This window comes from Methanomethylovorans hollandica DSM 15978 (assembly GCF_000328665.1).
Classification (GTDB): Archaea; Halobacteriota; Methanosarcinia; order Methanosarcinales; family Methanosarcinaceae; genus Methanomethylovorans; species Methanomethylovorans hollandica.
Genome location: NC_019977.1, coordinates 2,304,211 through 2,327,081, shown reverse-complemented (window position 1 = coordinate 2,327,081; position 22,871 = coordinate 2,304,211). Strand labels below are relative to the sequence as shown.

At 43.5% G+C, this 22,871-nt stretch carries 26 protein-coding genes, 1 tRNA gene and 1 pseudogene; 20 read left to right on the top strand and 8 right to left on the bottom strand.

Annotated elements, in window-relative coordinates:
- Nucleotides 1-24: 24 nt before the first annotated feature.
- Nucleotides 25-765, top strand: a complete 741-nt coding sequence (locus METHO_RS11345; RefSeq protein ID WP_015325681.1) for a SagB/ThcOx family dehydrogenase — start codon at nucleotides 25-27, stop codon at nucleotides 763-765.
- Nucleotides 755-1,033, top strand: a complete 279-nt coding sequence (locus tag METHO_RS11340; RefSeq protein ID WP_015325680.1) for a helix-hairpin-helix domain-containing protein — start codon at nucleotides 755-757, stop codon at nucleotides 1,031-1,033. Before METHO_RS11345 ends, METHO_RS11340 begins: the two co-directional genes overlap by 11 nt.
- 33 nt (nucleotides 1,034-1,066) lie before the next feature.
- Here METHO_RS11340 and METHO_RS11335 read toward each other — a convergent pair whose 3' ends face one another.
- The 3 genes from METHO_RS11335 to METHO_RS11325 all read right to left on the bottom strand — a co-directional run bounded on the left by METHO_RS11335 (nucleotide 1,067) and on the right by METHO_RS11325 (nucleotide 3,401).
- Nucleotides 1,067-1,993, bottom strand: a complete 927-nt coding sequence (locus METHO_RS11335) for a ribose 1,5-bisphosphate isomerase (RefSeq protein ID WP_015325679.1) — start codon at nucleotides 1,991-1,993, stop codon at nucleotides 1,067-1,069.
- A 529-nt stretch (nucleotides 1,994-2,522) separates the two neighbouring features.
- A complete protein-coding gene (locus tag METHO_RS11330) occupies nucleotides 2,523-2,921 on the bottom strand; it encodes a pentapeptide repeat-containing protein (RefSeq protein WP_245546292.1) in 399 nt (132 codons plus the stop codon).
- A gap of 162 nt (nucleotides 2,922-3,083) precedes the next feature.
- Nucleotides 3,084-3,401 carry a hypothetical protein gene (locus METHO_RS11325; protein WP_015325678.1) on the bottom strand — a complete coding sequence of 106 codons (318 nt, stop codon included), beginning with the start codon at nucleotides 3,399-3,401 and terminating at the stop codon, nucleotides 3,084-3,086.
- Between the two features lie 181 nt (nucleotides 3,402-3,582).
- On the opposite strand from METHO_RS11325, the gene METHO_RS11320 reads away from it, so the two are divergent.
- From METHO_RS11320 to METHO_RS11255, 14 genes are all read left to right on the top strand, one after another.
- Nucleotides 3,583-3,966 (top strand): DUF61 family protein, encoded by a 384-nt coding sequence (locus METHO_RS11320; protein ID WP_245546291.1) that lies wholly within the window; start codon nucleotides 3,583-3,585, stop codon nucleotides 3,964-3,966.
- Between the two features lie 108 nt (nucleotides 3,967-4,074).
- The gene (locus METHO_RS11315) at nucleotides 4,075-5,442 is read left to right on the top strand and encodes an NAD-dependent succinate-semialdehyde dehydrogenase (RefSeq protein ID WP_015325676.1); all 1,368 of its coding nucleotides are present in this window, start codon (nucleotides 4,075-4,077) and stop codon (nucleotides 5,440-5,442) included.
- Between the two features lie 122 nt (nucleotides 5,443-5,564).
- Nucleotides 5,565-6,932: an NAD-dependent succinate-semialdehyde dehydrogenase gene (locus tag METHO_RS11310; RefSeq protein ID WP_015325675.1), complete on the top strand. Its 1,368-nt coding sequence runs from the start codon at nucleotides 5,565-5,567 to the stop codon at nucleotides 6,930-6,932.
- Nucleotides 6,933-6,934: 2 nt separating this feature from the next.
- Nucleotides 6,935-8,569, top strand: a complete 1,635-nt coding sequence (locus METHO_RS11305) for an acetolactate synthase large subunit (protein ID WP_015325674.1) — start codon at nucleotides 6,935-6,937, stop codon at nucleotides 8,567-8,569.
- Nucleotides 8,566-8,835: a hypothetical protein gene (locus METHO_RS11300; protein ID WP_083885768.1), complete on the top strand. Its 270-nt coding sequence runs from the start codon at nucleotides 8,566-8,568 to the stop codon at nucleotides 8,833-8,835. Before METHO_RS11305 ends, METHO_RS11300 begins: the two co-directional genes overlap by 4 nt.
- Nucleotides 8,836-9,103: 268 nt before the next feature.
- The gene (locus tag METHO_RS14435; protein ID WP_015325673.1) at nucleotides 9,104-10,525 is read left to right on the top strand and encodes a D-aminoacyl-tRNA deacylase; all 1,422 of its coding nucleotides are present in this window, start codon (nucleotides 9,104-9,106) and stop codon (nucleotides 10,523-10,525) included.
- A 28-nt stretch (nucleotides 10,526-10,553) separates the two neighbouring features.
- A complete protein-coding gene (ftsZ, locus tag METHO_RS11290) occupies nucleotides 10,554-11,657 on the top strand; it encodes a cell division protein FtsZ (RefSeq protein WP_015325672.1) in 1,104 nt (367 codons plus the stop codon).
- Between the two features lie 187 nt (nucleotides 11,658-11,844).
- Nucleotides 11,845-12,048, top strand: a complete 204-nt coding sequence (locus tag METHO_RS11285; protein ID WP_394296212.1) for a protein translocase SEC61 complex subunit gamma — start codon at nucleotides 11,845-11,847, stop codon at nucleotides 12,046-12,048.
- A gap of 4 nt (nucleotides 12,049-12,052) precedes the next feature.
- A complete protein-coding gene (locus tag METHO_RS11280) occupies nucleotides 12,053-12,514 on the top strand; it encodes a transcription elongation factor Spt5 (protein ID WP_015325670.1) in 462 nt (153 codons plus the stop codon).
- Nucleotides 12,515-12,558: 44 nt separating this feature from the next.
- Nucleotides 12,559-13,041, top strand: a complete 483-nt coding sequence (locus METHO_RS11275; RefSeq protein WP_015325669.1) for a 50S ribosomal protein L11 — start codon at nucleotides 12,559-12,561, stop codon at nucleotides 13,039-13,041.
- 151 nt (nucleotides 13,042-13,192) lie between these two features.
- The gene (locus METHO_RS11270; protein ID WP_015325668.1) at nucleotides 13,193-13,834 is read left to right on the top strand and encodes a 50S ribosomal protein L1; all 642 of its coding nucleotides are present in this window, start codon (nucleotides 13,193-13,195) and stop codon (nucleotides 13,832-13,834) included.
- Between the two features lies 1 nt (nucleotide 13,835).
- Entirely contained in the window at nucleotides 13,836-14,864 is a 1,029-nt protein-coding gene (locus tag METHO_RS11265) for a 50S ribosomal protein L10 (protein ID WP_015325667.1), read from the top strand.
- A gap of 38 nt (nucleotides 14,865-14,902) precedes the next feature.
- A complete protein-coding gene (gene rpl12p, locus METHO_RS11260; RefSeq protein ID WP_015325666.1) occupies nucleotides 14,903-15,211 on the top strand; it encodes a 50S ribosomal protein P1 in 309 nt (102 codons plus the stop codon).
- Between the two features lie 140 nt (nucleotides 15,212-15,351).
- Nucleotides 15,352-16,326 carry a radical SAM protein gene (locus tag METHO_RS11255; protein WP_015325665.1) on the top strand — a complete coding sequence of 325 codons (975 nt, stop codon included), beginning with the start codon at nucleotides 15,352-15,354 and terminating at the stop codon, nucleotides 16,324-16,326.
- A 19-nt stretch (nucleotides 16,327-16,345) separates the two neighbouring features.
- Here METHO_RS11255 and METHO_RS11250 read toward each other — a convergent pair whose 3' ends face one another.
- Nucleotides 16,346-17,110: an SAM hydrolase/SAM-dependent halogenase family protein gene (locus tag METHO_RS11250; RefSeq protein WP_015325664.1), complete on the bottom strand. Its 765-nt coding sequence runs from the start codon at nucleotides 17,108-17,110 to the stop codon at nucleotides 16,346-16,348.
- A gap of 475 nt (nucleotides 17,111-17,585) precedes the next feature.
- Between METHO_RS11250 and METHO_RS13160 the strand changes: the two genes are divergently transcribed.
- Nucleotides 17,586-18,938, top strand: a complete 1,353-nt coding sequence (locus METHO_RS13160; protein ID WP_015325663.1) for an MBL fold metallo-hydrolase — start codon at nucleotides 17,586-17,588, stop codon at nucleotides 18,936-18,938.
- 2 nt (nucleotides 18,939-18,940) lie between these two features.
- Entirely contained in the window at nucleotides 18,941-19,162 is a 222-nt protein-coding gene (locus tag METHO_RS11240; protein ID WP_015325662.1) for a DUF3006 domain-containing protein, read from the top strand.
- A 130-nt stretch (nucleotides 19,163-19,292) separates the two neighbouring features.
- Here the strand turns inward: METHO_RS11240 and METHO_RS14330 are convergent, their stop codons facing one another.
- Nucleotides 19,293-19,418, bottom strand: a complete 126-nt coding sequence (locus METHO_RS14330; RefSeq protein ID WP_015325661.1) for a hypothetical protein — start codon at nucleotides 19,416-19,418, stop codon at nucleotides 19,293-19,295.
- A gap of 170 nt (nucleotides 19,419-19,588) precedes the next feature.
- Here METHO_RS14330 and METHO_RS14325 point away from each other — a divergent pair, with 170 nt between their 5' ends.
- Together METHO_RS14325 and METHO_RS11235 are read left to right on the top strand one after the other, a co-directional pair.
- A complete protein-coding gene (locus tag METHO_RS14325) occupies nucleotides 19,589-19,717 on the top strand; it encodes a hypothetical protein (protein WP_281162784.1) in 129 nt (42 codons plus the stop codon).
- 962 nt (nucleotides 19,718-20,679) lie between these two features.
- Nucleotides 20,680-20,877, top strand: a complete 198-nt coding sequence (locus tag METHO_RS11235) for a hypothetical protein (RefSeq protein WP_048831165.1) — start codon at nucleotides 20,680-20,682, stop codon at nucleotides 20,875-20,877.
- Nucleotides 20,878-21,195: 318 nt separating this feature from the next.
- Here the strand turns inward: METHO_RS11235 and METHO_RS14430 are convergent.
- The 3 genes and pseudogenes from METHO_RS14430 to METHO_RS11225 form a co-directional block, all read right to left on the bottom strand.
- A pseudogene (locus METHO_RS14430) lies at nucleotides 21,196-21,264 on the bottom strand (histidine kinase dimerization/phospho-acceptor domain-containing protein); the annotation flags it as partial.
- Between the two features lie 166 nt (nucleotides 21,265-21,430).
- Nucleotides 21,431-21,503 (bottom strand) — tRNA-Gln (locus tag METHO_RS11230).
- A gap of 70 nt (nucleotides 21,504-21,573) precedes the next feature.
- Nucleotides 21,574-22,665, bottom strand: coding sequence for an OBG GTPase family GTP-binding protein (locus tag METHO_RS11225; RefSeq protein WP_015325659.1), 1,092 nt, complete (start codon nucleotides 22,663-22,665; stop codon nucleotides 21,574-21,576).
- Between the last annotated feature and the right edge of the window lie 206 nt (nucleotides 22,666-22,871).

Sequence of the window (22,871 nt, the reverse complement as noted above, 5' to 3'; positions counted from 1 at the left end):
GAATATGTAAACGGGGAGTATACAATGCAAGAGATAGGCAAAGACTTCATGAAATTGACTAAGTTCCAGTACCTTGGAAAAGCACCTCAAACTAACGGATATCCTCAGCCGCCTTTGCAAAAGGAGTCAGATGATGGTATTAAGATAATAGAACTGCCAGACCCTGATCATATTCATGTGAGAGACATGCCCTTAAGACGTGCCATCGAACATCGTACAAGCGTGCGCAGCTATTCAGATAAGCCCCTTACACTTAATGAACTCTCTTATCTTTTATGGTGCACGCAGGGAGTGAAAGAGATCATTGAGGATGTTGTCACGTTCAGGACCGTGCCATCAGCAGGCGCAAGACACTCGCTAGAAACATATCTGCTGATCAATAATGTGGAGGGGCTTGAGCCAGGACTGTATAGATTCCTTGCCATAGGGCATAAACTACTGCAACTGGACATTGAGACAAATATGGCGAAGGAGATCACTGAAGCCTGTCTGGGACAGGATTTTGTAAAGAAGAGCGCAGTGACTTTCATTTGGACAGCTGTTGCAGCCAGAATGAAATGGCGCTACGGAGAAAGAGGATATCGTTATCTGCACCTGGATGCAGGTCATGTGTGCCAGAATCTGTACCTGAGCGCGGAAGCTATTGACTGCGGTGTTTGTGCCATAGCGGCCTTCCTGGATGATGACATGAACGAACTGCTGGACCTCGACGGCGAGCATGAGTTCGTGATCTATGTAGCTACCGTAGGAAAAAATGAAGGATGAGAACAAAACCCGAACCCTTAAGGAATTACAGGTTATTCCTGGAGTCGGCAAAAAAACCGCAGAGGATCTTTGGGAATTGGGTATTCGTTCCGTGGTAGGTATGAAGGGAAAAGACCCTGAAGAACTCTACCTGAAACTATGTGATAATACCGGGATGAAAATAGACAGATGCATGCTCTATGTATTCAGATGTGCAGTGTATTATGCATCGAACGAAGAGCATGACCCACAACTGCTTAAATGGTGGAGCTGGAAGGATTACAAATAATTCCTGTATTCACCACATATAAGGAAAACAAAACTATTTCAGATCTACCAGGTCCAGCCCCAGGTATTCTTTAATAACCATGTATGCCATTGCCGGCGGGAAAGCACCAGCATCTGTGATTATAAGGTCAATGTATTCTGGTGGTGTGATATCAAATGCCGGATTGCGCACTTTTACGTTGGGCATCTCTTTGAGCATATCAGGGTCTATAACCTCATTACTTGAGCGGTCCTCTATTTCCACCATCTGACCCAGAATGGTATTAGGACTGAATTTATAGGTCTCGGCTGCAACCAGGACGTTCTTGCGAGCTTCTCTGGCCGCCAGTGCAAGCTGGGAAGTACCTATCTTATTGACCAATGCACCGTTAACGGCAATGGAATCAGCGCCAACGATCACCAGGTCCACGTCTTTCATGACTAGCCTCACAGCCGAGTCCACGATGAGCGTGGTAGGAATACCTGCATCGTTCAGTTCTCTGATAGTGATGAAACCTTGTCTGCGGGGTCTTGATTCGGTGGCGATGACAGATATCTTCTTGCCCTGCTTAAAGGCTGTCTTGATGATGGCAATAGCTGCATGGGAATTACAATGGGTCATAATGACATCCCCATCACGGATACGCCTGGCACCTACCCTGCCGATCTTATCCAGTGCTTCATTGGCATTTTTTATGAACCTTTCAGAATTGGCAACTATTTCAGCAATTGCTTCGGTGGCATTCCTTGAAGAATGCTTTTTTGTGAGGGCCACAGCATTGGGCAGGGATACGGCTGTAGGCCTGGTCTCCACAAGTATCCTTGCAACCTCGTTGATGCTTTTCTCAAACTCCTCAGCGGATAGTGAACTTAGCGTCCGTGCGTGATCCCTAAGGGCTGCTGAAGCCGCGACTGCTATCCTGCCGGCTCCCCGTATCTCCATGGTGCGGATCTTTTCTGCGGTATCCATCAGGTCGTACATGGTAAAGAGGTTGTGGTTAATGAATTTATAACTATTGGAAATTAGGGCCTGTAGAGATCTTCATGGTACGATCTCAACGAGGGGCAGATGCAACCACTGTCTACAAAACAAATGATTGATAAACTTTGAAGACATATATGATATTGTGGGAAAATAATACAGTCCATGAGCTTACTACATTTTGATGTTACCTTCTCAGGGAAACATCGTAAGCTTGAATGGCACTGTTATGGACCCACCCGGGAATAAATGGATTTAGACCCAAAGGACAAAGAGAGCGATGGGTCGTGCGTGAATGTTGCAGGTGCTGAACACTTATAGTGGGTTGTGTTGGCACTAAGTGGGGATCACATAACACGGCCCGTCCTCTACCCTTCCAAGGGCCAATATAAATTGGTTCATATTTCTCATTACCTACATATCTAGTTTTTGACACATCCGGAGGACAATGGTCCGTAAAGCTGAGTAGTGTCGATAATGAAGATCTTGATGGAAGCCGGATCATTGCTTTCTTTGGTCTATCGCCCTTTCATTCAATATCGATATCGTAGATGTTTAAAAGGGAGATAACCTCTGGGGTAGAGAATTTCGTTCTTTTCAGAAAATTATGATTTGGATCTATATTGTAGTTCCTTGCATTCCTGAAAGATGTGAAGCTAAGGTTAGTATTTTGAAAGATGCTATTCTTAAGATTAGACCCTTCAAAATTCGCATTTTTAAGGTTAGTATTGACAAAATCGCAATCATGTATCTGACAGTTAATGAAATCCGTATTTTCCAAATTCATGTTGGAAAAAACAGAATAGGAAATAAAAGAGTCTTCAAACCCGATAATGAGCATGAATTTGTTGCATTTTGAAAAATCCAATCCCAGTATTTTGCATTTCTTGAATCTGTCATCCTTGAACTTTGTGTCATTCAGATCCACATTTTATAAGTTGCAATTCTCAAAAGTGCAGTCAATGAACTTTGAACTTTTGAAAGAAGTGCCTGTAAGATCAATGTCCTTGAATGTTTTCGCTTCATACTCTTGACCTTGATATTTCATAATCCAGAGGAAGGACTGCAATTTAATATAACTTCTTAGTGATCATTTCCAGTCTTTCCAGACTTCACCGTCTTCCAGCAATTGAGCCCTGAGGCTTTCAGAAACTCTCGAAAGGTCTATGAGATCCATAGTGTATGGAAAATTTATTTTCCCTATTTTTTCCATAGAATCGATCAGCTTTTTCCTGTCGCCCTGGGACCGTGAAAGTATCCCTATGGCGATCTCAGTTGAATTATGAGAATATCCTCGCTTATCAAGGTCAATACGAATTATTCTGACATCCTCTCCTGCAAATGTTTCCAGCAAGATGGCCTTGATCTGCTGAAGCTTTTCGTCATAAAGAGGGGATAGTGTGGACATGTGGATCTACTTAGTAGTAACAAGGCTCACACATTGTTTAAACCATTGTCCCCCCAGAAACAATACGATGCTACAAAAACAGTAAGTACAAATTGATCTAAACAACTATTGTATAAAAAAGAAAAGAGGTATGATGCTGAGCAAAAGTCCAATAGTTGATGATTCGGTTCTCATGAGGTGGATGAGAACAGAGATGAATAAGCTGAACGATGGCATCGTATCCGAAAGAAAAAGCCTTGCTCAGCTTCTGCTGGAAGAAAAGCCCACAGCAAGAACAAAAGGGGGTAAAGATCACCTTTTTGACACAGCAACGCTCAGGAACCTCAGCGAAAAGCTACCTAAAAATCTGCACGATAAACTGAAACTGCCTATACTGTTCTTTTTTGATAACCATGTACCAGATAGTTGCTATCTCAACGATGCACATGCATTGCAGGCATTACAGACTCTGGAAGAAATTAGCCGCCTGCGCACCATGCAGCAGGGCAGGTTATGGGTTGGCAGGTCCATTGCATACACGATCATGAAAAAATATCCGACTGTGGTGCAGATAGTGATGGGATAAAATATTCTCTTTCATTGGACATAAGAACTTCACATTCCCAACTACATTTATACCCCACCTATTACCATTTTCTATCATAAGAAACAATCATCTGACAGGAGTTTCACCATGACCCTCATCTCATCCATCAATCCAACCACAGGAAAAATTATCAGACAATTTCAACCTTACTCAAATGAACAAATAAATGCAGCTCTTAAGAAAGCTGATACGGTTTTTCATGAGTGGAAAGATTTCGACGTGTCCGCACGCAGCAAACTTTTAAGTGATCTCTCGCAACTGCTGCGCAGCAGAAAACAGGAGCTTGGAGAACTTATCACACTGGAGATGGGTAAGGTCATAAAACAGTCTGTGTCCGAGGTTGTTAAGTGTGCAGATACGTTCGACTATTTTGCAGCGCATGCGGAGGAGTTTATGCAGCCGGAAGAGGCAGAAACGGATGCTTCTGAGTCCATGGTGTCATACGAACCCATGGGGCCGGTACTGGCCATAAAGCCCTGGAACTTCCCTTTCTGGCAGGTGCTCAGTGCAGCCTCTCATATACTGGCGGCAGGCAACGTAGTGCTGCTCAAGCATTCCAGCTATGTGCCCATGTGCGCCCTGAAGATGGAAGAACTTTTCCTGGAAGCAGGATTTCCAGACGGTGTTTTTCAGACACTGCTGACAGATGGTTCTACAGCTTCCTCGCTCATCTCAAGGGATGAGATCAAAGCAGTTTCCTTTACAGGTGGGGATATTGCCGGAAAAAAGGTTGCAGAGCTTGCAGCCCGCAATATGAAGAAGTTCGTACTGGAACTTGGAGGCAGTGACCCATTCATAGTGCTTGCTGATGCCGATGTGGAAAAAGCGACAACTGTGGCTGTACCCAGCCGGTGCATCAACACAGGGCAAACATGCATAGCAGCCAAGAGGTTCATAGTGGCACAGGAAGTAGCAGAAGAGTTCACCGGTAAGTTCGTGGAGCTTACAGAGCAGCTCAAACTGGGAGACCCAATGGACAAGAACACAGACATTGGGCCGCTGGTGCGGGAAGAACAAATATCTATCCTTGGACAGCAGGTGGAAGATGCTATCGCAAAAGGGGCAAGACCACTTCTTCCCGGAGGAAAGATGGAAAGAGAGGGCTTCTTCTACTCCCCTACGGTACTTGATAATGTAAACCTTGATATGAAAGTGATGGCAGAAGAGACCTTTGGGCCTGTAGCACCGATAATCACCGTCAGGAACGAACAGGAGGCCATCCGTATTGCCAACAGTACTCAGTTCGGCCTGGGTGCAAGCATCTGGACAAAGGATAGGGAAAAAGGAGCTTTGCTTGCCAGACAGCTTGAAACGGGAATGGTGGCTGTTAACGCTTTCTTCCGCCCAGAGGCATGTATGCCTTTTGGAGGCATAAAAAAGAGTGGAATGGGCAGAGAAATGGCAAAACACGGGTTCTATGAGTTCATGCACCTGAAGGCAGTAAAGATATATTGAATATGGGATTGAAATATCCAAACTGAGTATTTCCTAACATGTGCCAGAAATAGCATTGGTTTAATATGTAGTAGACCCAATTTTAAAAACGGATGAATATATCTATAGGAGAGAGATAAATAATGAAAGTGATGAGATCTGTAAATCCTGCTACAGGGGAACTAAATGGGGAATATGAACTGTATTCACCGCAAATGGTAGAAGATTCCTTAAAAAGATCAAGGATAGCCTTTAAAGGATGGAAGGACACTGAGATTTTTAACCGTGAATACTACCTTGACAATGCAGCAGGAGTACTCCGGGAAAGGGCACAGGAACTTGCACAGACCATCACTATTGAAATGGGCAAACCCATCAGAGAATCCCTGGATGAGATCGAAAAATGCGCAAAGGTCTTTGATTACTTTTCAGAGCAGGCCGAGACATTTCTCACGCCGGAATTTGTGGAAACCGAGGCAGATGCATCTGGTATCGTGCTCGAACCTCTGGGAACTATCCTAAGTATCATGCCATGGAATGCACCGTTCTGGCAGGCATTACGTTTTGCTGCTCCTGCACTGGCAGGTGGCAATGTGATATTGCTCAAACATGCAAGTTATGTTCCAAAATGTGCCCTTGCAATAGAAAGTATATTCAAGGAAGCAGAGTTACCTGAAGGTGTCTACCAGACCCTGTTGGTAGATGGACCCACTGCATTGTCCCTTATACCCAGAAATGAGATCAATGCCGTGTCCTTTACAGGAGGTCGACAGGCAGGGGAGAAGGTGGCTGCGGCTGCAGGTGGCAGTATCAAGAAGTGCATATTGGAGCTGGGTGGCAGTGATCCGTTCATTGTACTGGAGGATGCAGATATTGAAAAAGCTGCAAAGGTAGGAGTTTTGAGCAGATTCCAGAATGCCGGACAGAGATGTACCGCAGCCAAGAGGTTCATTGTAGATGCAACTATTGCTGAAGACTTTACTTCAAGGTTCCTGGAGCATGTCCAAGACTTGAAGATAGGTGACCCTCTTGACCCAAACAACGATATGGGACCCCTTGTTAACTCCGAACAGGCGGACTTTGTGCAGGATCAGATTAACAGGACAATTAAAGCCGGAGCAGATATACTGCTTGATGGTGGAAAGCAGGAAGGAAAAGGCAGTTTCTTCTACCCGGTGGTGCTTGGTAACATAACCGAAGGTGCACCTGTACTTACCGAGGAGACTTTCGGACCTGTTGCACCCATAGTAACATTCAGGAACGAAGATGATGCTATAAAGATAGCCAATAGCACGGAATTCGGCCTGGGCGCAAGTATATGGAGCAAGGACCGTGAAAGAGCCATAAGGTTTTCAAGGGAAATCGAAGCTGGGCTCATAGCCATTAACAATGGCGTATCCTCAGATTCCCGTCTGCCACTTGGAGGCTTCAAGAAAAGCGGGTTTGGCAGGGAATTGCACAGGATAGGCATGTATGAATTCTTAGGAGCAAAATCGATGAAGGTGTTCTGAAAATGAAAGCTAGTGACCTCCTGGTACAATGTCTGGAGAATGAGGGTGTGGACTACATTTTTGGGATACCGGGTGAGGAGACCCTGGACCTGACCGATTCCCTTTCCAGATCCAAAATAAAGTTCATAGTAACACGGCATGAACAATCCGCAGCCTTCATGGCCGATGTATATGGCAGGCTGACCCATCGGCCTGGAGTGTGTCTTTCAACCCTGGGTCCGGGGGCAACCAATCTTATTACAGGTGTGGCGGATGCGCATCTGGACAGAGCACCTTTAGTAGCTATTACCGGACAGGCAGGACTTGAAAAGACCCACAAGGAGGCTCATCAATACCTGAACATAGTGGAAGCTTTCCGTCAATTTACTAAATGGAACTCCAGTGTGACCCGGGCAGATTTCATTCCTGAGATAGTGAGCAAAGCTTTTGAGATCGCCAGGGACAGGCCCGGAGCAACACATATCGAGCTGCCTGAGGACATTGCTGCAGAACAAACTAACAAAGTACCTCTTGTGAAGAAACCATCTTCTCGCATACGTATGCCTGATGAAGATGAACTGCAGCGTTCAGCTAAGCTGATAGAGGCTGCTGAGATGCCTGTTATCCTGGCTGGCAATGGAGTAATAAGGGAAGATGCATCGGAAGAATTGCGTAAATTCGTGAGAAGCACGGGGATCCCGGTAGTTACAACTTTCATGGGTAAAGGTGCATTTCCGGCTGACGATGAACATTACATGGGGTCCATGGGTGTCAAGGACAGGGACCATATAATGTGCGGTTTTGCGAGAGCGGATCTGGTCATATGCATCGGATTCGATCACGTAGAATATAGTCCCAGGTTCTGGAACCCGGATGGGTCCAAAAATATAATACACATCCACTCTGACCAGCACGAAGTGGATGAAAAATATATTCCCGACCTGTCACTTGTAGGGAATATCCGCATCTCTCTGAAACACCTTCTACCATTCTGCAAGAGAAGGGAAATGCCGGAATACTTCTCAAAGGTACGGAAGAACATGGAGAAGGAACTCCTTGAGTTCAAGGATGACACATCCTTTCCCATGAAACCCCAGAAGATTATATACGACATAAGACAGGCATTGGACAGGGAAGATATTATCATCAGCGACGTGGGCGCTCACAAGCTCTGGATAGGACGCCTTTACCCAGCATATGAACCCAATACGGTACAGATATCAAACGGCCTGGCATCTATGGGATTTGCACTTCCCGGAGCTATTGCAGCAAAGTTACTGAGGCCGGAACGTAAGGTGGTGACTATAGCCGGAGACGGCGGGTTTCTTATGAATGTTCAGGAACTGGAGACCGCAGTACGTCTCGGATGTGACATAGTTATAGTGATATTCGATGACGCTAAATTCGGACTTATAGAGTGGCACGAAAAGAAAAAGTTCGATGCCAGCTTCGGTATCGACTTCCTGAACCCGGACTTTGTCAAACTTGCAGAGAGCTTTGGAGCACATGGAATACGTATAGAAAAAGCAGAAGACTTCAGTCCACAGCTTGAAAATGCACTAAAAGCAGGTGGAGTGTGGCTCATGGACGTTAGAGTGGATTATTCGGAAAATATGAAGCTCACGGAAAAGCTGAACAATAATTTCTGTGATATCTGATCAAGGAACTTCAAGAAGTTTTCTTTAATAACAGATTATCGCACGAAATAGCCAGGATAACCAGTATGGTGCAAAATGGTGAAAAAGTGATTATACCTTTTTGTAGCGTAGGGCCGTTTGTTGTGCATGTGGGTGCAAAGGGTGCTGATATTGTAGCATTTGAAAAAAATAACGCAGCTATTTCCATGCTCCAAAAAAATACATCACGGAACAAGGTCATGCAAAACCTTTCAGTTATATGTGCTGATACTATAGACATTCCTTAGACACTGAAATATAAATTCCACAGAGCCATAATCCCCACACCTTATGGTATGGACCAATTCCTCGACATTCTAGCAGATGTGATCAGGCCTGAAGGTATGATGCATTTCTATACTTTCAAGAAACAACATCAAATAGAAGGCCTCATAGGAGATTATAAAAAAAGGGATTGAAAGTCCTGAACTGTCGCAGGTGCGGCAATGTGGCTCCTGGTGTGAGCAGATGGGTTTTCGATATGATCAAGATGATCTAAAACAGGGATGAAAACAGATGAACAGCAAAGGAAACGAATCGAGAATAACCATTCTATGTTCCACAAAGGACAGGGCGAGCCAGAACATCAAGGAACATATTCTCAAAATGAGAGAATGGGTTCCCGTGAAAGTGGCATGTCACGACTGGGGGGAACTTGTATGCGCTTATTCATCCGAAGGATTCTGGCTTGTGGAGATCGATGCACATCATATATACCAGGATGGCATCGACCGTAAACTTGCAGCGTGCGGATTGAAAACCAGGCTCATTGTAGTTGCCTCAAAACATAAGGGTAAGGATGATAACAGAGTTCTTACAGCCCATTATACCGGGAACAGTGGCAATGCAAAATTCGGAGGACACAGCAGGGAATTTTCCTACCCTGCACCTTTTGCCTTGAGGTCCATCTTGCTCAACATGCAAAAAATGGCTATTAATAGTGGTTATGAAGTTGCCATGGAGTCCACACATCATGGACCAACAGATGTTCGTTTGCCCATGGTCTATGCTGAGATCGGCAGTGCAGAAGAACAGTGGGAAGACCCGATAGCAGGAGAGATAGCTGCCAGGGCAATACTGGAGATGAAAGAAGATAAAATGCCAATTGCTATTGGTTTTGGGGGCGGGCACTATGCAAAGAGGCAGTCCAAAATATTACTTGAGAACAATATAACATTCGGACATAATTTTCCAAACCATCAGCTTGATAACCTGGATCTGGAACTTGTGCGGCAGGCTACAGAGAAGTCAAATGCTGACTTTGTATATTTTGACCGCAGGGCAATGTCATCGGCGCATAAAGAAAAGATCACTGAGATCGTCAAAGAACTTGGTCTGCAATTGCTTCGGGAAAGTGATATCCTGGATATACATGATTTACCCTGGCATATATATTCCCATCTGCTTATACTTGCAGATAGGTTTTGTCCTGGGAGCCGCCTGAGGATAACAGATGGATTCAGGCTGATGATCAACAATGCAGAAAATATAAGCACGGATGATATTCAAATATTTAGGATGGATGAAGAGATCTTTATTGAAGCTGTGTCTGCTGATAAGAAAAAACTCACAAACTTACTTGACAGGTCTGATGTAGTTTATATTGAAAGAGATAATGGAACATTGCCAGGTATACTGATATGTGAGCGGGGCAAAGAAAAAGCTTCAGCTGATATGCTTATAGATGAATGCATTAAAATACTAAAAGAGCATTATGAAATAAAATACATCCCAGAAGAGATGACATTATATATTACAGAGGATAGGTTTGACCCTGAAGTTGCCCGGGAACTGGGTGTCCCTCCAGGTCCCCTGTTCGCAGAGTTGAAAAAAGGTAACTCTGTAACTGCCAATAGCAGAACTGTAGAACCATTGATGGTTTATACAAAAACCATAAGAAGGATTACATTAGGAAATACATTACTCTTAAACAAATAACACGATTTCCACTCAAGGGAGAAGAAGAATGAGATCCATAGTAGAAGAGGCACTTGCAAGGTCCGAAGAAGAAGGACGCCTCCATACACGTGTGCCAGAACCGAATGATATCAATGCAGAGCTAGAGGAGATGCTCCGTGACCTGAGAACTGTGATCAAGGTCGTTGGCTGTGGTGGAGGAGGATCCAACAGTGCGCAGAGGATGGCCAACGAGGGAATCAAAGGAGCGGAATTAGTAGCTATAAATACTGATGCTCAGCACCTTCTGCGAGTCAATGCCGATAAGAAGATATTGATAGGAAAAAAGAAGACAAGAGGTCTTGGCGCAGGTAGCCTTCCCCAAGTGGGCGAGGAGGCTGCTCTGGAAAGCGTGGATGAGATTCGAGCTTTTGTTGAAGGGAGTGACATGGTGTTCATCACCGCTGGCCTTGGAGGGGGGACTGGGACCGGTTCTGCCCCGGTAGTTGCTGAAGCTGCAAGGGATGCGGGTGCTTTGACCATTGCCGTGGTAACACTTCCATTTGGGGTTGAAGGGCATGTGAGGCGTATGAACGCTGAAGCTGGCCTGGAGAGGCTAAGAGAAGTTGCCGATACTGTGATAGTTGTACCAAACGATAAACTTCTGGAAGTCGTCCCAAGGCTCCCGTTGCAGGCAGCATTTAAAGTATCAGACGAGGTGCTGATGAGGGCAGTGAAGGGAATTACTGAACTTATCACAAAGCCAGGACTTGTTAACCTTGACTTTGCCGACGTCAGGACCGTCATGCAGAACGGTGGTGTTGCAATGATCGGCCTTGGTGAAGCTGAGGGTGAAATGAAAGCTGTTGAGGCTGTGCAAAAGGCATTAAGAAGTCCATTGTTAGATGTGGATATTTCTGGTGCTACCTCCGCCCTTGTGAATGTAGTGGGTGGTCCTGACATGACCATAGCTGAAGCTGAAAGTGTAGTTCAGGAAGTATACAGCCGTATCGATCCCGATGCAAGGATTATCTGGGGTGCGCAGGTAGATGAGGAACTGGAAAATACTGTAAGGACGATGCTGGTAGTTACGGGTGTCAAATCACCTCAGATATATGGCCATGGAGGCACACGAAATATTACACGCAAGTATGGCATTGATTTTGTAAAATAAATTAGATTGTGCAGGCAGCTTTTTCTGCCTGCTAAAATAATCGAAAAGTATTTTACAGAAGAAGTTGTAGATAGGCGGTACTATTTTATATCATTATTAAAATCGGACTGCTCGTCATTCGGTCATACATAAAAAATTTAGAGAACATAAGGTTTAATCGGTTGTGAAGATATTGGCAGGGAATAATATAGATTCAAGCAAGTTAAATACCACAGTGGACTCTATAGGATCTATTATAAGAGCGCACATAAGGGTTCTGAAACTAACAAAGAAACCTTCTAGAGAAGAGTTCCTCACAATTGCTAAGGTAGCTGGTCTTGGAATCCTTGCCATTGGCATTATGGGATTCTTGATCTATATAGTGATGGTGGAAATACCAAAGTGGGTGTGAATGAATGACTGAACCTTCTACTGTATTCGTGGTGAAAACAACTGCTAACCAGGAACGTTCTGTAGCGAATATGATGGCAATGGTGGCAAGGAAAGAACACCTGGACATTCGTGCCATCCTGGCCCCTGACGAACTGAAAGGATATGTACTGGTGGAGAGCACGTCACCTGGTATAGTGGAACAGGCTATCCAGACGGTTCCTCACGCACGTGCAGTTATTAAGGGCCAGTCCAGCATAGAAGAGATCGCACACTTCCTTACACCTAAGCCCACTGTAACAGGTATAACTGAAGGTGCAATAATAGAGATCACATCCGGACCCTTTAAAGGAGAAAGAGCACGTGTTAAGCGGGTGGATGAGGGGCATGAAGAGATCACAGTTGAACTGTTCGATGCTGTGGTACCGATACCTATAACTATACGTGGTGACACTGTAAGGGTCCTCAGGAAAGAGGAAGAGTCCTGAATATTTATATTTATAAGATAACAAATATAACTGGTGATACTCACATGGCAAATGTTGTAGAAGCACTGGTCTCCGGAGGTAAAGCCAATCCCGGACCGCCTCTTGGCCCGGCCCTTGGACCTTTAGGGATCAATATAAAAGCAGTCATCGATAAGATCAACGAGAAGACAAAAGATTATAACGGCATGCAAGTACCTGTCAAAGTGATAGTTGCCGATGACAAGAGCTTTGAGATAGAAGTTGGTACACCACCAACTGCTGCGCTGATCAAGAAAGAACTGGGTATAGAAAAGGGCTCCGGAGAACCAAAGACAAACAAGGTAGGAGACCTGAAGATAGACCAGGCTATGAGGATAGCGCGCATGAAGAGGGACGTAATGCTAGCATATACCATGAAGGCCGCAGTAAAGGAAGTGCTAGGAGCATGCGTAACTCTGGGTGTTACTGCAGAGGGGATGGATCCAAGAGAATGTCAAAAAGCCATCGACGAGGGGAAATTCGATGATGTGCTAATGACAGAAGCTTAATCCAGAACACATAACCGATAGATATAAGAACTATGCTCCACGTTGAGAGCACGATAAAAATAATGGGACGGGGATATACTCCTTCCTATAATCAACCGTAGTAGGCCGAAGTGGCCGATGGACGGCAGTTCAGCACTACGGGAGGAATAGAATGGTAAATAAAATAACAGTAGAAGCTGTCAATAAATTGTTAGAGGAATCGCCGCAGCGCAAGTTCATGGAAAGCGTTGATGTGGCTATCAACCTGAAACACCTCGACATGAGTCAGCCCAAGAACCGTGTTGATGAAGAAATAATACTTCCGCATGGCCTTGGTAAGGACTTGAAGATCGCTGTTTTTGCAAAAGGTGAGGTTGGTCTTCAGGCAAAAGAGGCGGGTGCTACCTATGTATTCACTGAGGAAGACATCAACGACCTGAAAGAGGATAAAGCACGCTCAAGGGCAATTGCCAATGAATGTGACTTCTTCATAGCCGAAGTACAGTACATGCCACTCATTGGTAAGAGCCTCGGTGTTGTCCTGGGTCCCAGAGGAAAGATGCCAATACCGCTCCAGCCTGGAAAGAATGTAGCTGATGTGATCAACTCCTCCAGGAGTTCCGTGCGTATAAGGTCAAAAGATAAACTGACCTTCCATGTTGCAGTCGGGCGCAAAGATATGCCGGTCGAAAAGCTGGCTGATAATATAGAAACGGTGATCACCAGACTTGAACATTCCCTTGAGAAAGGCAGCCAGAACATCAAGTCGATCTATTTAACGACCACAATGGGTAAGTCCGTGAAGGTGATGTAATATGGAAATTGATCACCATTCGTCACATATACCAAAATGGAAGGCTAAGGAAGTCGAGGAGATAAAAGAGCTCATAAAAACCTACCACCTCTTTGGTATAGTAGGCATTGAAGGCATTCCTGCAAAGCAGCTCCAGAAAATGAGGAGAGACCTTAATGGAACTGCATATATCAAAGTGGCCAGGAACACTCTTATAAAAAGGGCATTAGAGGAAATGGATCAGGATGTAAAGGATATGTCCGAATTTATTGATGTCCAGACGGCATTAATATTTTCTGATCAGAATCCTTTTAAACTATTCAAACTCCTCGAAAAAAGCAAAACACCTTCACCAATCAAGGCAGGTGCCGTAGCTCCTAAAGATATTGTAGTGGAAGCAAGGCCAACAAGTTTTCCACCCGGGCCCATTCTTGGAGATCTGCAGAGAGCTGGAATTCCAGCGGCTATTGATGGGGGCAAGGTCGTCGTAAAGGAGACCAAGACCGTATTGAAAGAGGGAGAGAAGGCTCCCCAGCTGCTTGCATCCATGCTTAACAGGCTTGAGATCTATCCAATGGTTGTTGGACTGGATTTAAGAGCAGTTCTGGAAGAGGGATCCATATTCCGCCCAGATGTCTTGGCTGTGGATGAAACGCAGTACTTCAACGACATAGCTCTGGCTGCAAAGCAGGCATTCAATCTGTCAGTATATGCAGCATATCCAAATGCAGACAACATAACCACGCTTATCGCAAAAGCTTCAACAGAATCCAGGAACCTCGGTATTTATGCTGTTGTGTTCGAGCCGGAACTGATGGGAGCATTGATGGGCAAGGCTCAGTCACAGATGATTGCTGTGGCTGCTGCAGCCTCAGCTAAAAATGAGGAAGCAGTAGATGATGAGCTTAAGCAGACTCTTGGAGCCGCAGCTGCTGCAGCAGTGAGCGCAACAACTGAGGCCAAGGCAGAAACCGTCGAAGCGAAAGAAGAGAAGGAAGAAGAGAGTTCTGAAGAGGACGGAATGGCCGGCCTTGGAGCACTCTTCGGATAAGACAGACTAAAACTTACATTGATAAAAGGTGATTTCACATGGAATACATATACGCAGCACTTTTACTGCACAAAGCTGGTAAAGAGATTACAGAAGATACAATAACTGCCGTTCTTCAGGCAGCTAGTACCGAAGTCAATGAATCACGTGTAAAGGCACTCATTGCAGCCCTTGAAGACGTGGACATAGAGGAAGCAATGGCAACTGCAGCAGTGGCAGCAGCTCCAGCAGCAGCAGCCCCGGCAGCAGCAGCCGAAGCTCCAGCAGCAGAGGCACAGAAGGAAGAAGATACCAAGGAAGAGGCAGAAGAGAGCGGAATGGCCGGTCTCGGTGCACTCTTCGGGTAAAAGTACTCCTGCCAATTTGTAAATATCTGTAAATGCCCGTGTTCTACGGGCATATCTTTTTTAACAATATAATTCTGTATAGCTTTTGCTGTATTTTGGAACAGAATATTTAAATCATCAACTAATGTAGATAGTGAATCATGTCCGTATTATCCCTCACAGCAACAAGAGCATTCTGGCAAACAAGGATCAGAAAACGTCCTCTTGTGCTCTCCCATGCCATCAACTCCCGTTGCAATATGAAATGTGATTTCTGCGAATACTGGAAACAGAATGATGCTGAAATGACATTAAAGGAAATAATGAGACTGCTGGACGAGGCAAAGGATTTTGGTATAATGATATATAATGCATGGACTGTGGAACCTTTACTGAGAGATGATCTTCCACATATCCTCCTGCATGCCAAAGAACTGGGCATAGTGACTTTTCTCATAACCAACGGACTGCTGTTGGAAAAAAGAGCAGAGGAACTGAAGGATCTGGATTACCTTTCTGTATCCGTTGATGGTATTAACAGTTATAGAGAGATAAGAGGAGTAGATTTTAAAACCAAAATTTTGCCTGGTATCATAAAAGCGAAAAGGTACATAAAAAATCCCATACTCATGAACTGTGTACTAAGTGGAAGGAACCTCGATGATATTGAAGAGCTCATACGACTTGCTGCAGAACTGGATGTGACTGTAGCTTTCGAACCAATGTACGAATTCTCAGATATAGCAGATGACGTATGGCAGAACATTGGTGTAAGAGATGTTGATAAATATCGCAGGACAGTGGACATGATAACCGAAATGAAAAAAGAAGGTTACCCCATTATTAATTCTTACACCTATCTAAAGATGGTAAGGGACATGAACACTGATTTCAGATGCCATGCAGGGGAACTCATACTTAATGTAACTGCTGATGGCACCATAGAACATTGCAGGGTACAAAATGAAGCTCTCGGAAATGTAAAAGAAGGACTGGAAAAAGTATGGGAAAACAGCCGGGAAAAAAGGAAGCAAATAGCTCATACTTGCCACGGGTGCCTGTTCTTTGGATATGTAGAGAACAGTCTATTGTATGATATGAACCTTGAAGTCATGAGACACTATAAGTGGATGTGAAAGAAGCCGCAGGCCACTATTATTCAATCCTGACCTTATCCATGCATTCTACCTTCAGCATTTTTGCAGCACTACCTCGATTAACAGCTATTTCGAGGAAACCATGGCTACCAATAAGGGCCAACAATTCTCCTTGTCTTGCCAATCCATAGGTTGCAAGAAAAGGCATTGTATTACGGAATACTCTTACCTGTTCTTTAAAGTTGAACTTTTTGAGCATGTCTGAAGCCTTTATATTGGTAATTATGTTACCAAAATCATCTACATAGATGACTTCGCCTGAAATGAAGTCAGCTTCAACTTCAACTGTTCCAAAATCCAGATGTATATGACCTATTGTAGTTTCACCAATTTTTTCCAGAGGCATACCGTCCGAGAGGTAGGCACCAATGCGGGCAAACACGTCTCTTCCATGAAAAGTGGCAGATACATCACCCAACAGACCGAAGTTAGTTATTTTGAAGATCTGCATATAGCCCAGACTTGAAGCTGCGGGAACCATGAGACCGTTATCAGGACCAACAAAAAAATGACCTCCTGCAGAAATCACTATTGGATTTCTTGCAGTGCCCACTCCCGGATCCACTACGGCCACATGCACAGTGTCCGCTGGAAAATAAGGTACTACAGAGTAAAGGGCAAAGGCTCCGGCCCTTATATCAGCATGTGGGATAGTATGGGATATATCGACTATAGTAGCCTGAGGATTGATGCCCAGAATGACCCCCTTCATGGCAGCGGGATAGACAGAGCCAAAATCAGTGGTAAGGGTTATAAGCTGCATAGAAAATGATCATACTTCATTATATATTGATGTTATCCGGAACAAGAGAATTAACATGACAAATGGAATGATATCAGAAATATGAGGTGTAAGTTCTCAGAAAAAGAGTTAAAGAGCATGTCCATGATCGGAGCAAACTGTCCTGATCGTCGATATCTTGAGAATGAGTGATCATGATAAAGCTATTTGCGCCAACAAATAGCACCATGCTTTGTTAGAAAATGCTATATTCTTATTAACACTTAACTATCAAAAATATAGCCTGCTGCTGCGAGTGTAATGGTGCAGAACTATTTTTTACTTAGGTACACGATCAAGGTGTGTGTGCCATAGCTGGCATGCATCTTCATCTCAACCATTTTTTCCGGACCTAAAAACTCCACTAGAAATACACCTTTTAAATAAACAAGAAACTGTTCGACAAGTATATGTCAGATGCACATTCACTTTTATTCTCTCTATTGGATGGAAAAATATGAACAAAATATTAAAATGGATACTGATAATTATTGCTGTGTTTGTGTTTCTTGGGATCTTGGGACAAATGGCTTATCAACAAAACAAGCCTGCTGCTCAACAGCAAGAGATTGCAGACAATAATGCACAACAAACTTATGAGCCTGTGAAAGAAACAATCGAGAATGATCCTGTAAACGAAGCAACATCTGAAATACAATATTCCATACCTGAACAAACACCATCTGCATCTTCTCAAAGAGAGAACCTGACTGTTCACTTTATAGATGTTGGCCAGGGAGACTCTATTTTCATCGAATATGCTGGAAAGACCATGCTGGTAGATGCCGGTGAAAATCAAATGGGTTACACAGTCTCAGCATTCCTCAAGGAACGAAAGATTTCCTCCTTGGACTATGTGGTTGCAACCCATCCACACGCAGATCATATCGGAGGAATGCTCACAATACTTAATAATTATCCTGTAGGTCAGTTCATAGACTCGGGATACCCACACACTTCAAAGACATATGAAAACATGTTGATGGCAATTGATACAAAGAACATTCCTTTCCATGTGGCAGAAAGAGGGGAAACCATCGATCTTGCTCCTGGAACGGAGATCCTGGTACTTAATCCTAAAAAAGAACAATCTGAAGAGCTCAACGAGAACTCGGTGGTTATTAAGATCACACATGGAGATGTATCTTTTCTGCTTATGGGAGATGCCGGCCTCGAAGCTGAGGAAAACATTGTGGGTGCAGGCTATAATGTGGACGCAGATATCCTCAAAGTAGGTCATCATGCGAGTACTTCCGGTTCAGGACATGAATTCATTTCATCTGTTAGTCCAGAGATAAGCATCATAGAAGTAGGCGCAGATAATGATTATGGACACCCACACACTGAGATATTGCAGCGGCTTCAGAGCGTATCCACAGTTTACAGAACAGATCATCATGGTACAATAAGCATTACAACAGACGGTTCTACATACACTGTGACCACAGAAAAGATAGCTGGTGGCAAAAACAGCATCACAAGTACAGTAACCACTACAGATACAACAACTAGATCTGCCTCAAAAGGTGCAGTGGTCTCGCCTGTTGAAACAAGCACCATAGATGAGGGAATAAAAATCATTAGTCTGAGCCTTAAAGAAGAGTTTGTAAAGATAAGGGATCCGGTTTTTTCTTCTGTGGATCTCATGGGTTGGCAGATCAAAGACGAGGATGACAAGCACACATCTACTTCCTCCTCGTTCGAACTGGAATCAAATGGAATAAGTGGAGATCCTTTATGGAACAATGATGTTGATACTGCTTCCCTCTATTATAATGAAGGAAGCCTTGCAGACTCACTGAGGGGATGAAGATGATAATCAAAGCCACGCTGGACAGGATAGAAGACCAGATCGCTGTATTGCTTATCAGGCCAGAAGAAACTACTGAGGTGAGTATTCTTCTTTCTTTATTGCCGGAAGGAAGTAAGGAGGGAGATATTTTGAACATATATATTACAAAGGACATGCAGGAAACAGAACAGGCCAAAGAAAGAGTTTCCTCTTTGCTTGAAAAGCTCAAGAACAAAAACTGAACATAGAGGTTTCTTTAATGTTACACTTTTTATGAAAAAGTTGATAAACCTCTTTTTTAGTCTATTTATATACTTCTTGATCAACGCAAAGCTGCTAAGAAGCTAAGGCGTGAGTGCTCAGCACGAGCACTCATATCTTTGATGAGGCACCTGATTCAAGACAGTGGATAGTACAATACATCACATTGCGGACGCACTTGCTCAGGACATACATCTTACTACCACAGTTCTGACAGGTTACAGTTACGAATTCCATATTAGATTTCTCCTTTTTTTGGTTTTTTGGGTCATGAACACCAGATCATAGTTTTTTCTGTGAACGATCCGGGAAATTCCCAGAGATCGGATTGGTGTCATCACTTAGCTATTGATATAGTACATACCTCATCAAGAACATATATGAATATTTCTATAGTCTTGAATATAGTGAGTCTCATAATGATGAGACAGAAATATGAACGCATTTACACCACATTCATGACAACTCCAAAGAAAAACAAGATCCTGCAGGGTAGTAAACAAAGGCAAATGACCTGTGAGAGATACACAATATAACATTTAAAAGTAAAAATATGGTCAGATCCATTCAGAAATGACTAACGTGTCCTTTAGTGCCACCTTTACATCTGCTTCATGTCTGCTCATACGCAGAGAATTCTGTTCATACATATGGAAAAGTCATGAGGTATAAGACTATTCACATGCAAATGCAAAATCCATAACATATGATATTATTCCTATAGCGGATGAGAGTCACATGTACTATGAACATAATATCCGGATGCTCCTATATACAATATGATCCAATGAACATATGCAACCCTGTAGGGGGAGTGGGATCTTATGCAAAGGGATAAATCCCTCATAACTTGATGAATGTCAGCGTGATGATCCTTAACACCTTTCCTCCATGCTGACATTCTTTAAAAAAAATACGGTTCCATAAGAAAGAACGCTACTCCATATATAATATTAAGCAGGGGAACAGAATAAGAAAACGGCAGGAGGTTTCCCTCCCGTGAACATAGTTCTGACCAAAGTATCTATACTAATTACTTTCTACTCTCAGATCCTCTAGAAGGATAGATGTGATACTCTTCCTTGGAAGCCTTCTTGGTTCCAGCTTTCTTCTGTTCTTTATAGTTATTAACCATTTGTTTGAAACTTATGGTATTAACATCACCATCTATTGAATGCGATTTTAGCATTCATAAGTTACAAACCATCGGTGTTTAACTATAATTTCCATTAATCTCACCTCCGTCCATTCCACGAAACAGCATTTCAATAGCTTAACTAAATCTGAGTTTATAGGCTAGGCTGATCTTGTTAAGTTACAAACCTTTAAATTTTAATATATAAATTAAAGTATATTAAGTTTCATTTTGTCAATATTTTATAAATGATAAACAAAAGTTAAATGCACACAGGATACCTTAATTATAAATCATTATAAAATATCCTCACGATTGTTTATTAAAATTTCGTTTATATATAAAGAGTCTGTTTTAGATAGCATGCTTGAAAAATACTGGTCATTATTCCTTACAGCCGCTGTTGGCCTTATCATCGTTGAACATCCTTACCTAGGAATCGGATTGTCTTTTGTGGGCTTTGCTCTGGCGAAGCATAAAGAGGATCATATATATACAGAACCTTTCTCTGTAGAGGTCCAGAAACATGAATCTTTAGAGAATTATGCCATTGTCCACTAACAAAGAATCTATGAGATGTCGTTCCATCCTAAAGAAACCTGATAAAAATAACGGGAGCATATTGTACGGATGCTCCCGATGGTGTGTTTATAGTACGCCCTGAAACTCGGCGTACAAATAGATATAGCTTTTACTGATTCAAGAATTTAAACTATGCAGTGTGAAAGTGATTTTTAAACCTGTAATATGCTTTAGTGACATATCTTGTCCGATCTGCAGCCCTTTTGAGTGCGTAGGAGATCACAATAAGATATGCTTTCACATGACAATTACATTTTCCCAGCTTCTTTTTTTGAGATATCAAGTATGGTCATTTGGGAGAAGATCAGAAAAATCAATTATGGAATTTAGAGGTGTGTGCAGCTCATGGCTTATATTGGCTAGAAAAAAGGGTCAATCAAATACTCTTTAATCTATAGAGATCCCGAAGTTGTTGTTTTGATCCATTGATATTTTACTGTACATTGTTTTTAACTCAAAGTCGCAAAACATCAGTTGCCTAAAAAAGGGAGTAGAATGCAGTAACATCTTAGAACTACCAAAAATGTGTTTATAGTCCTGGGCGGATTCGAACCACCGTCTTCGGCTCCAAAGGCCGAAAGGATTGACCACTACCCTACAGGACTATGCTGTATTATTACTGTCGGACCGATGCAGGGTCGATATAGACCTGCTGGTTCTTATGGTTATCGATTGTCACATATTGATGATAAGTGTTACTAGGTCTTCATCCTTGAGCACGTGGTCAAGACCTGCCCTCTGGCCGGGGTGCTTGGCAGACCTGCCCCATATCTGGGAATACCTGAACTTCCTGCGGAAATCCCTGTGCAGCTTGTCACAGACATCGCCCACGGTGGTTCCGTTCTGCACTATCATAGGCTCTTCGAGGTCCGCAGGTCCTCCCTGCGGTTTAAGATAGATCCTGATGAAATCCAGAGCATCATAGATGTTGTCTTGCACAATGTGGAGGTCCACATCCCGGTCGGCGGAGATGAACGCTGCATCCGGGAATTTCCTTTTTGCTGCTTCCAGGGACATGGGATCGGCCAGGTCGACCTTGTTCACTGCGATGATGGACGGGATGTACACCCTGTTGCCCATCACGGCATCTATGAGCTGGTCAATGTTTATGTTATCCCTGATGAGCACGTGGGCATTATGGATCTTGTACTCATTTAGTATGTCCTTGATAAGGTCCTCATCCATCTCCAGCTCCTTTGTAGAGCTGACGATGACTCCTCCCCTGTCCTGCCTCTTGATAACTACATCCGGAGCTCTCTGGTCGAGCCTTATGCCAGCCTGATATAATTCCTCTTTAAGGATATCATAGTGCTGCAGCTGGAACACATCCAGCATGAACAGAACCAGATTGGTGTTCCTGACCACCGCTATGACCTCTTTGCCCCTGCCTCTGCCGCTTGCTGCACCCTTGACCAGTCCGGGCACGTCCAGGATCTGGATGGTGGCGTTCTTATATTCCATGGCACCCGGAATGACATCCAGTGTGGTGAACTCATAGGCCCCCACCTCTGAATTGGCATCAGTGAGCTTGTTGAGCAGCGTGGACTTACCCACCGATGGGAAGCCCACCAGAGTAACGGTGGCATCACCCGATTTCTTTACGGAATAACCTTCACCTGAGGACTTGCTTGCAGCTCTCTTTACCACCTCGTCCCGCAGACGGGCAAGCTTGGCCTTCAGCTTGCCTATGTGATGAGATGTGGCCTTGTTATAGACGGTGTTCTTTAACTCTTCCTCGACCTGCGCGATCTCCTCTTGTATACTCATTCGGACCTGCCATTAGAATAATTGTAAAATATAAATTATACTTTTGCTGCAATTGTGACTTTAAAGCTTGTCACATGATGGTAATGGGAGTATAAAAAGACATTGTATATGATGATCGATTGGAGGAGAAAATAAAAAGGTAAAAATATGGATGAATTTGGAATGTGAAATAGAAAATTTCTTTTGATATATAATAGTGGACTTGA

Excerpts from the sequence above, each read along its gene's own strand:
- METHO_RS11345 (WP_015325681.1), top strand. The coding sequence starts at position 25 with ATGCAAGAGATAGGCAAAGACTTCATGAAATTGACTAAGTTCCAGTAC.
- METHO_RS11340 (WP_015325680.1), top strand. The coding sequence starts at position 755 with ATGAAGGATGAGAACAAAACCCGAACCCTTAAGGAATTACAGGTTATT.
- METHO_RS11335 (WP_015325679.1), bottom strand. The coding sequence starts at position 1,993 with ATGTACGACCTGATGGATACCGCAGAAAAGATCCGCACCATGGAGATA.
- METHO_RS11325 (WP_015325678.1), bottom strand. The coding sequence starts at position 3,401 with ATGTCCACACTATCCCCTCTTTATGACGAAAAGCTTCAGCAGATCAAG.
- METHO_RS11320 (WP_245546291.1), top strand. The coding sequence starts at position 3,583 with ATGAGAACAGAGATGAATAAGCTGAACGATGGCATCGTATCCGAAAGA.
- METHO_RS11315 (WP_015325676.1), top strand. The coding sequence starts at position 4,075 with ATGACCCTCATCTCATCCATCAATCCAACCACAGGAAAAATTATCAGA.
- METHO_RS11310 (WP_015325675.1), top strand. The coding sequence starts at position 5,565 with ATGAAAGTGATGAGATCTGTAAATCCTGCTACAGGGGAACTAAATGGG.
- METHO_RS11305 (WP_015325674.1), top strand. The coding sequence starts at position 6,935 with ATGAAAGCTAGTGACCTCCTGGTACAATGTCTGGAGAATGAGGGTGTG.
- METHO_RS14435 (WP_015325673.1), top strand. The coding sequence starts at position 9,104 with ATGAACAGCAAAGGAAACGAATCGAGAATAACCATTCTATGTTCCACA.
- ftsZ (WP_015325672.1), top strand. The coding sequence starts at position 10,554 with ATGAGATCCATAGTAGAAGAGGCACTTGCAAGGTCCGAAGAAGAAGGA.
- METHO_RS11280 (WP_015325670.1), top strand. The coding sequence starts at position 12,053 with ATGACTGAACCTTCTACTGTATTCGTGGTGAAAACAACTGCTAACCAG.
- METHO_RS11275 (WP_015325669.1), top strand. The coding sequence starts at position 12,559 with ATGGCAAATGTTGTAGAAGCACTGGTCTCCGGAGGTAAAGCCAATCCC.
- METHO_RS11270 (WP_015325668.1), top strand. The coding sequence starts at position 13,193 with ATGGTAAATAAAATAACAGTAGAAGCTGTCAATAAATTGTTAGAGGAA.
- METHO_RS11265 (WP_015325667.1), top strand. The coding sequence starts at position 13,836 with ATGGAAATTGATCACCATTCGTCACATATACCAAAATGGAAGGCTAAG.
- rpl12p (WP_015325666.1), top strand. The coding sequence starts at position 14,903 with ATGGAATACATATACGCAGCACTTTTACTGCACAAAGCTGGTAAAGAG.
- METHO_RS11255 (WP_015325665.1), top strand. The coding sequence starts at position 15,352 with ATGTCCGTATTATCCCTCACAGCAACAAGAGCATTCTGGCAAACAAGG.
- METHO_RS11250 (WP_015325664.1), bottom strand. The coding sequence starts at position 17,110 with ATGCAGCTTATAACCCTTACCACTGATTTTGGCTCTGTCTATCCCGCT.
- METHO_RS13160 (WP_015325663.1), top strand. The coding sequence starts at position 17,586 with ATGAACAAAATATTAAAATGGATACTGATAATTATTGCTGTGTTTGTG.
- METHO_RS11240 (WP_015325662.1), top strand. The coding sequence starts at position 18,941 with ATGATAATCAAAGCCACGCTGGACAGGATAGAAGACCAGATCGCTGTA.
- METHO_RS14330 (WP_015325661.1), bottom strand. The coding sequence starts at position 19,418 with ATGGAATTCGTAACTGTAACCTGTCAGAACTGTGGTAGTAAGATGTAT.
- METHO_RS11235 (WP_048831165.1), top strand. The coding sequence starts at position 20,680 with ATGCTTGAAAAATACTGGTCATTATTCCTTACAGCCGCTGTTGGCCTT.
- METHO_RS11225 (WP_015325659.1), bottom strand. The coding sequence starts at position 22,665 with ATGAGTATACAAGAGGAGATCGCGCAGGTCGAGGAAGAGTTAAAGAAC.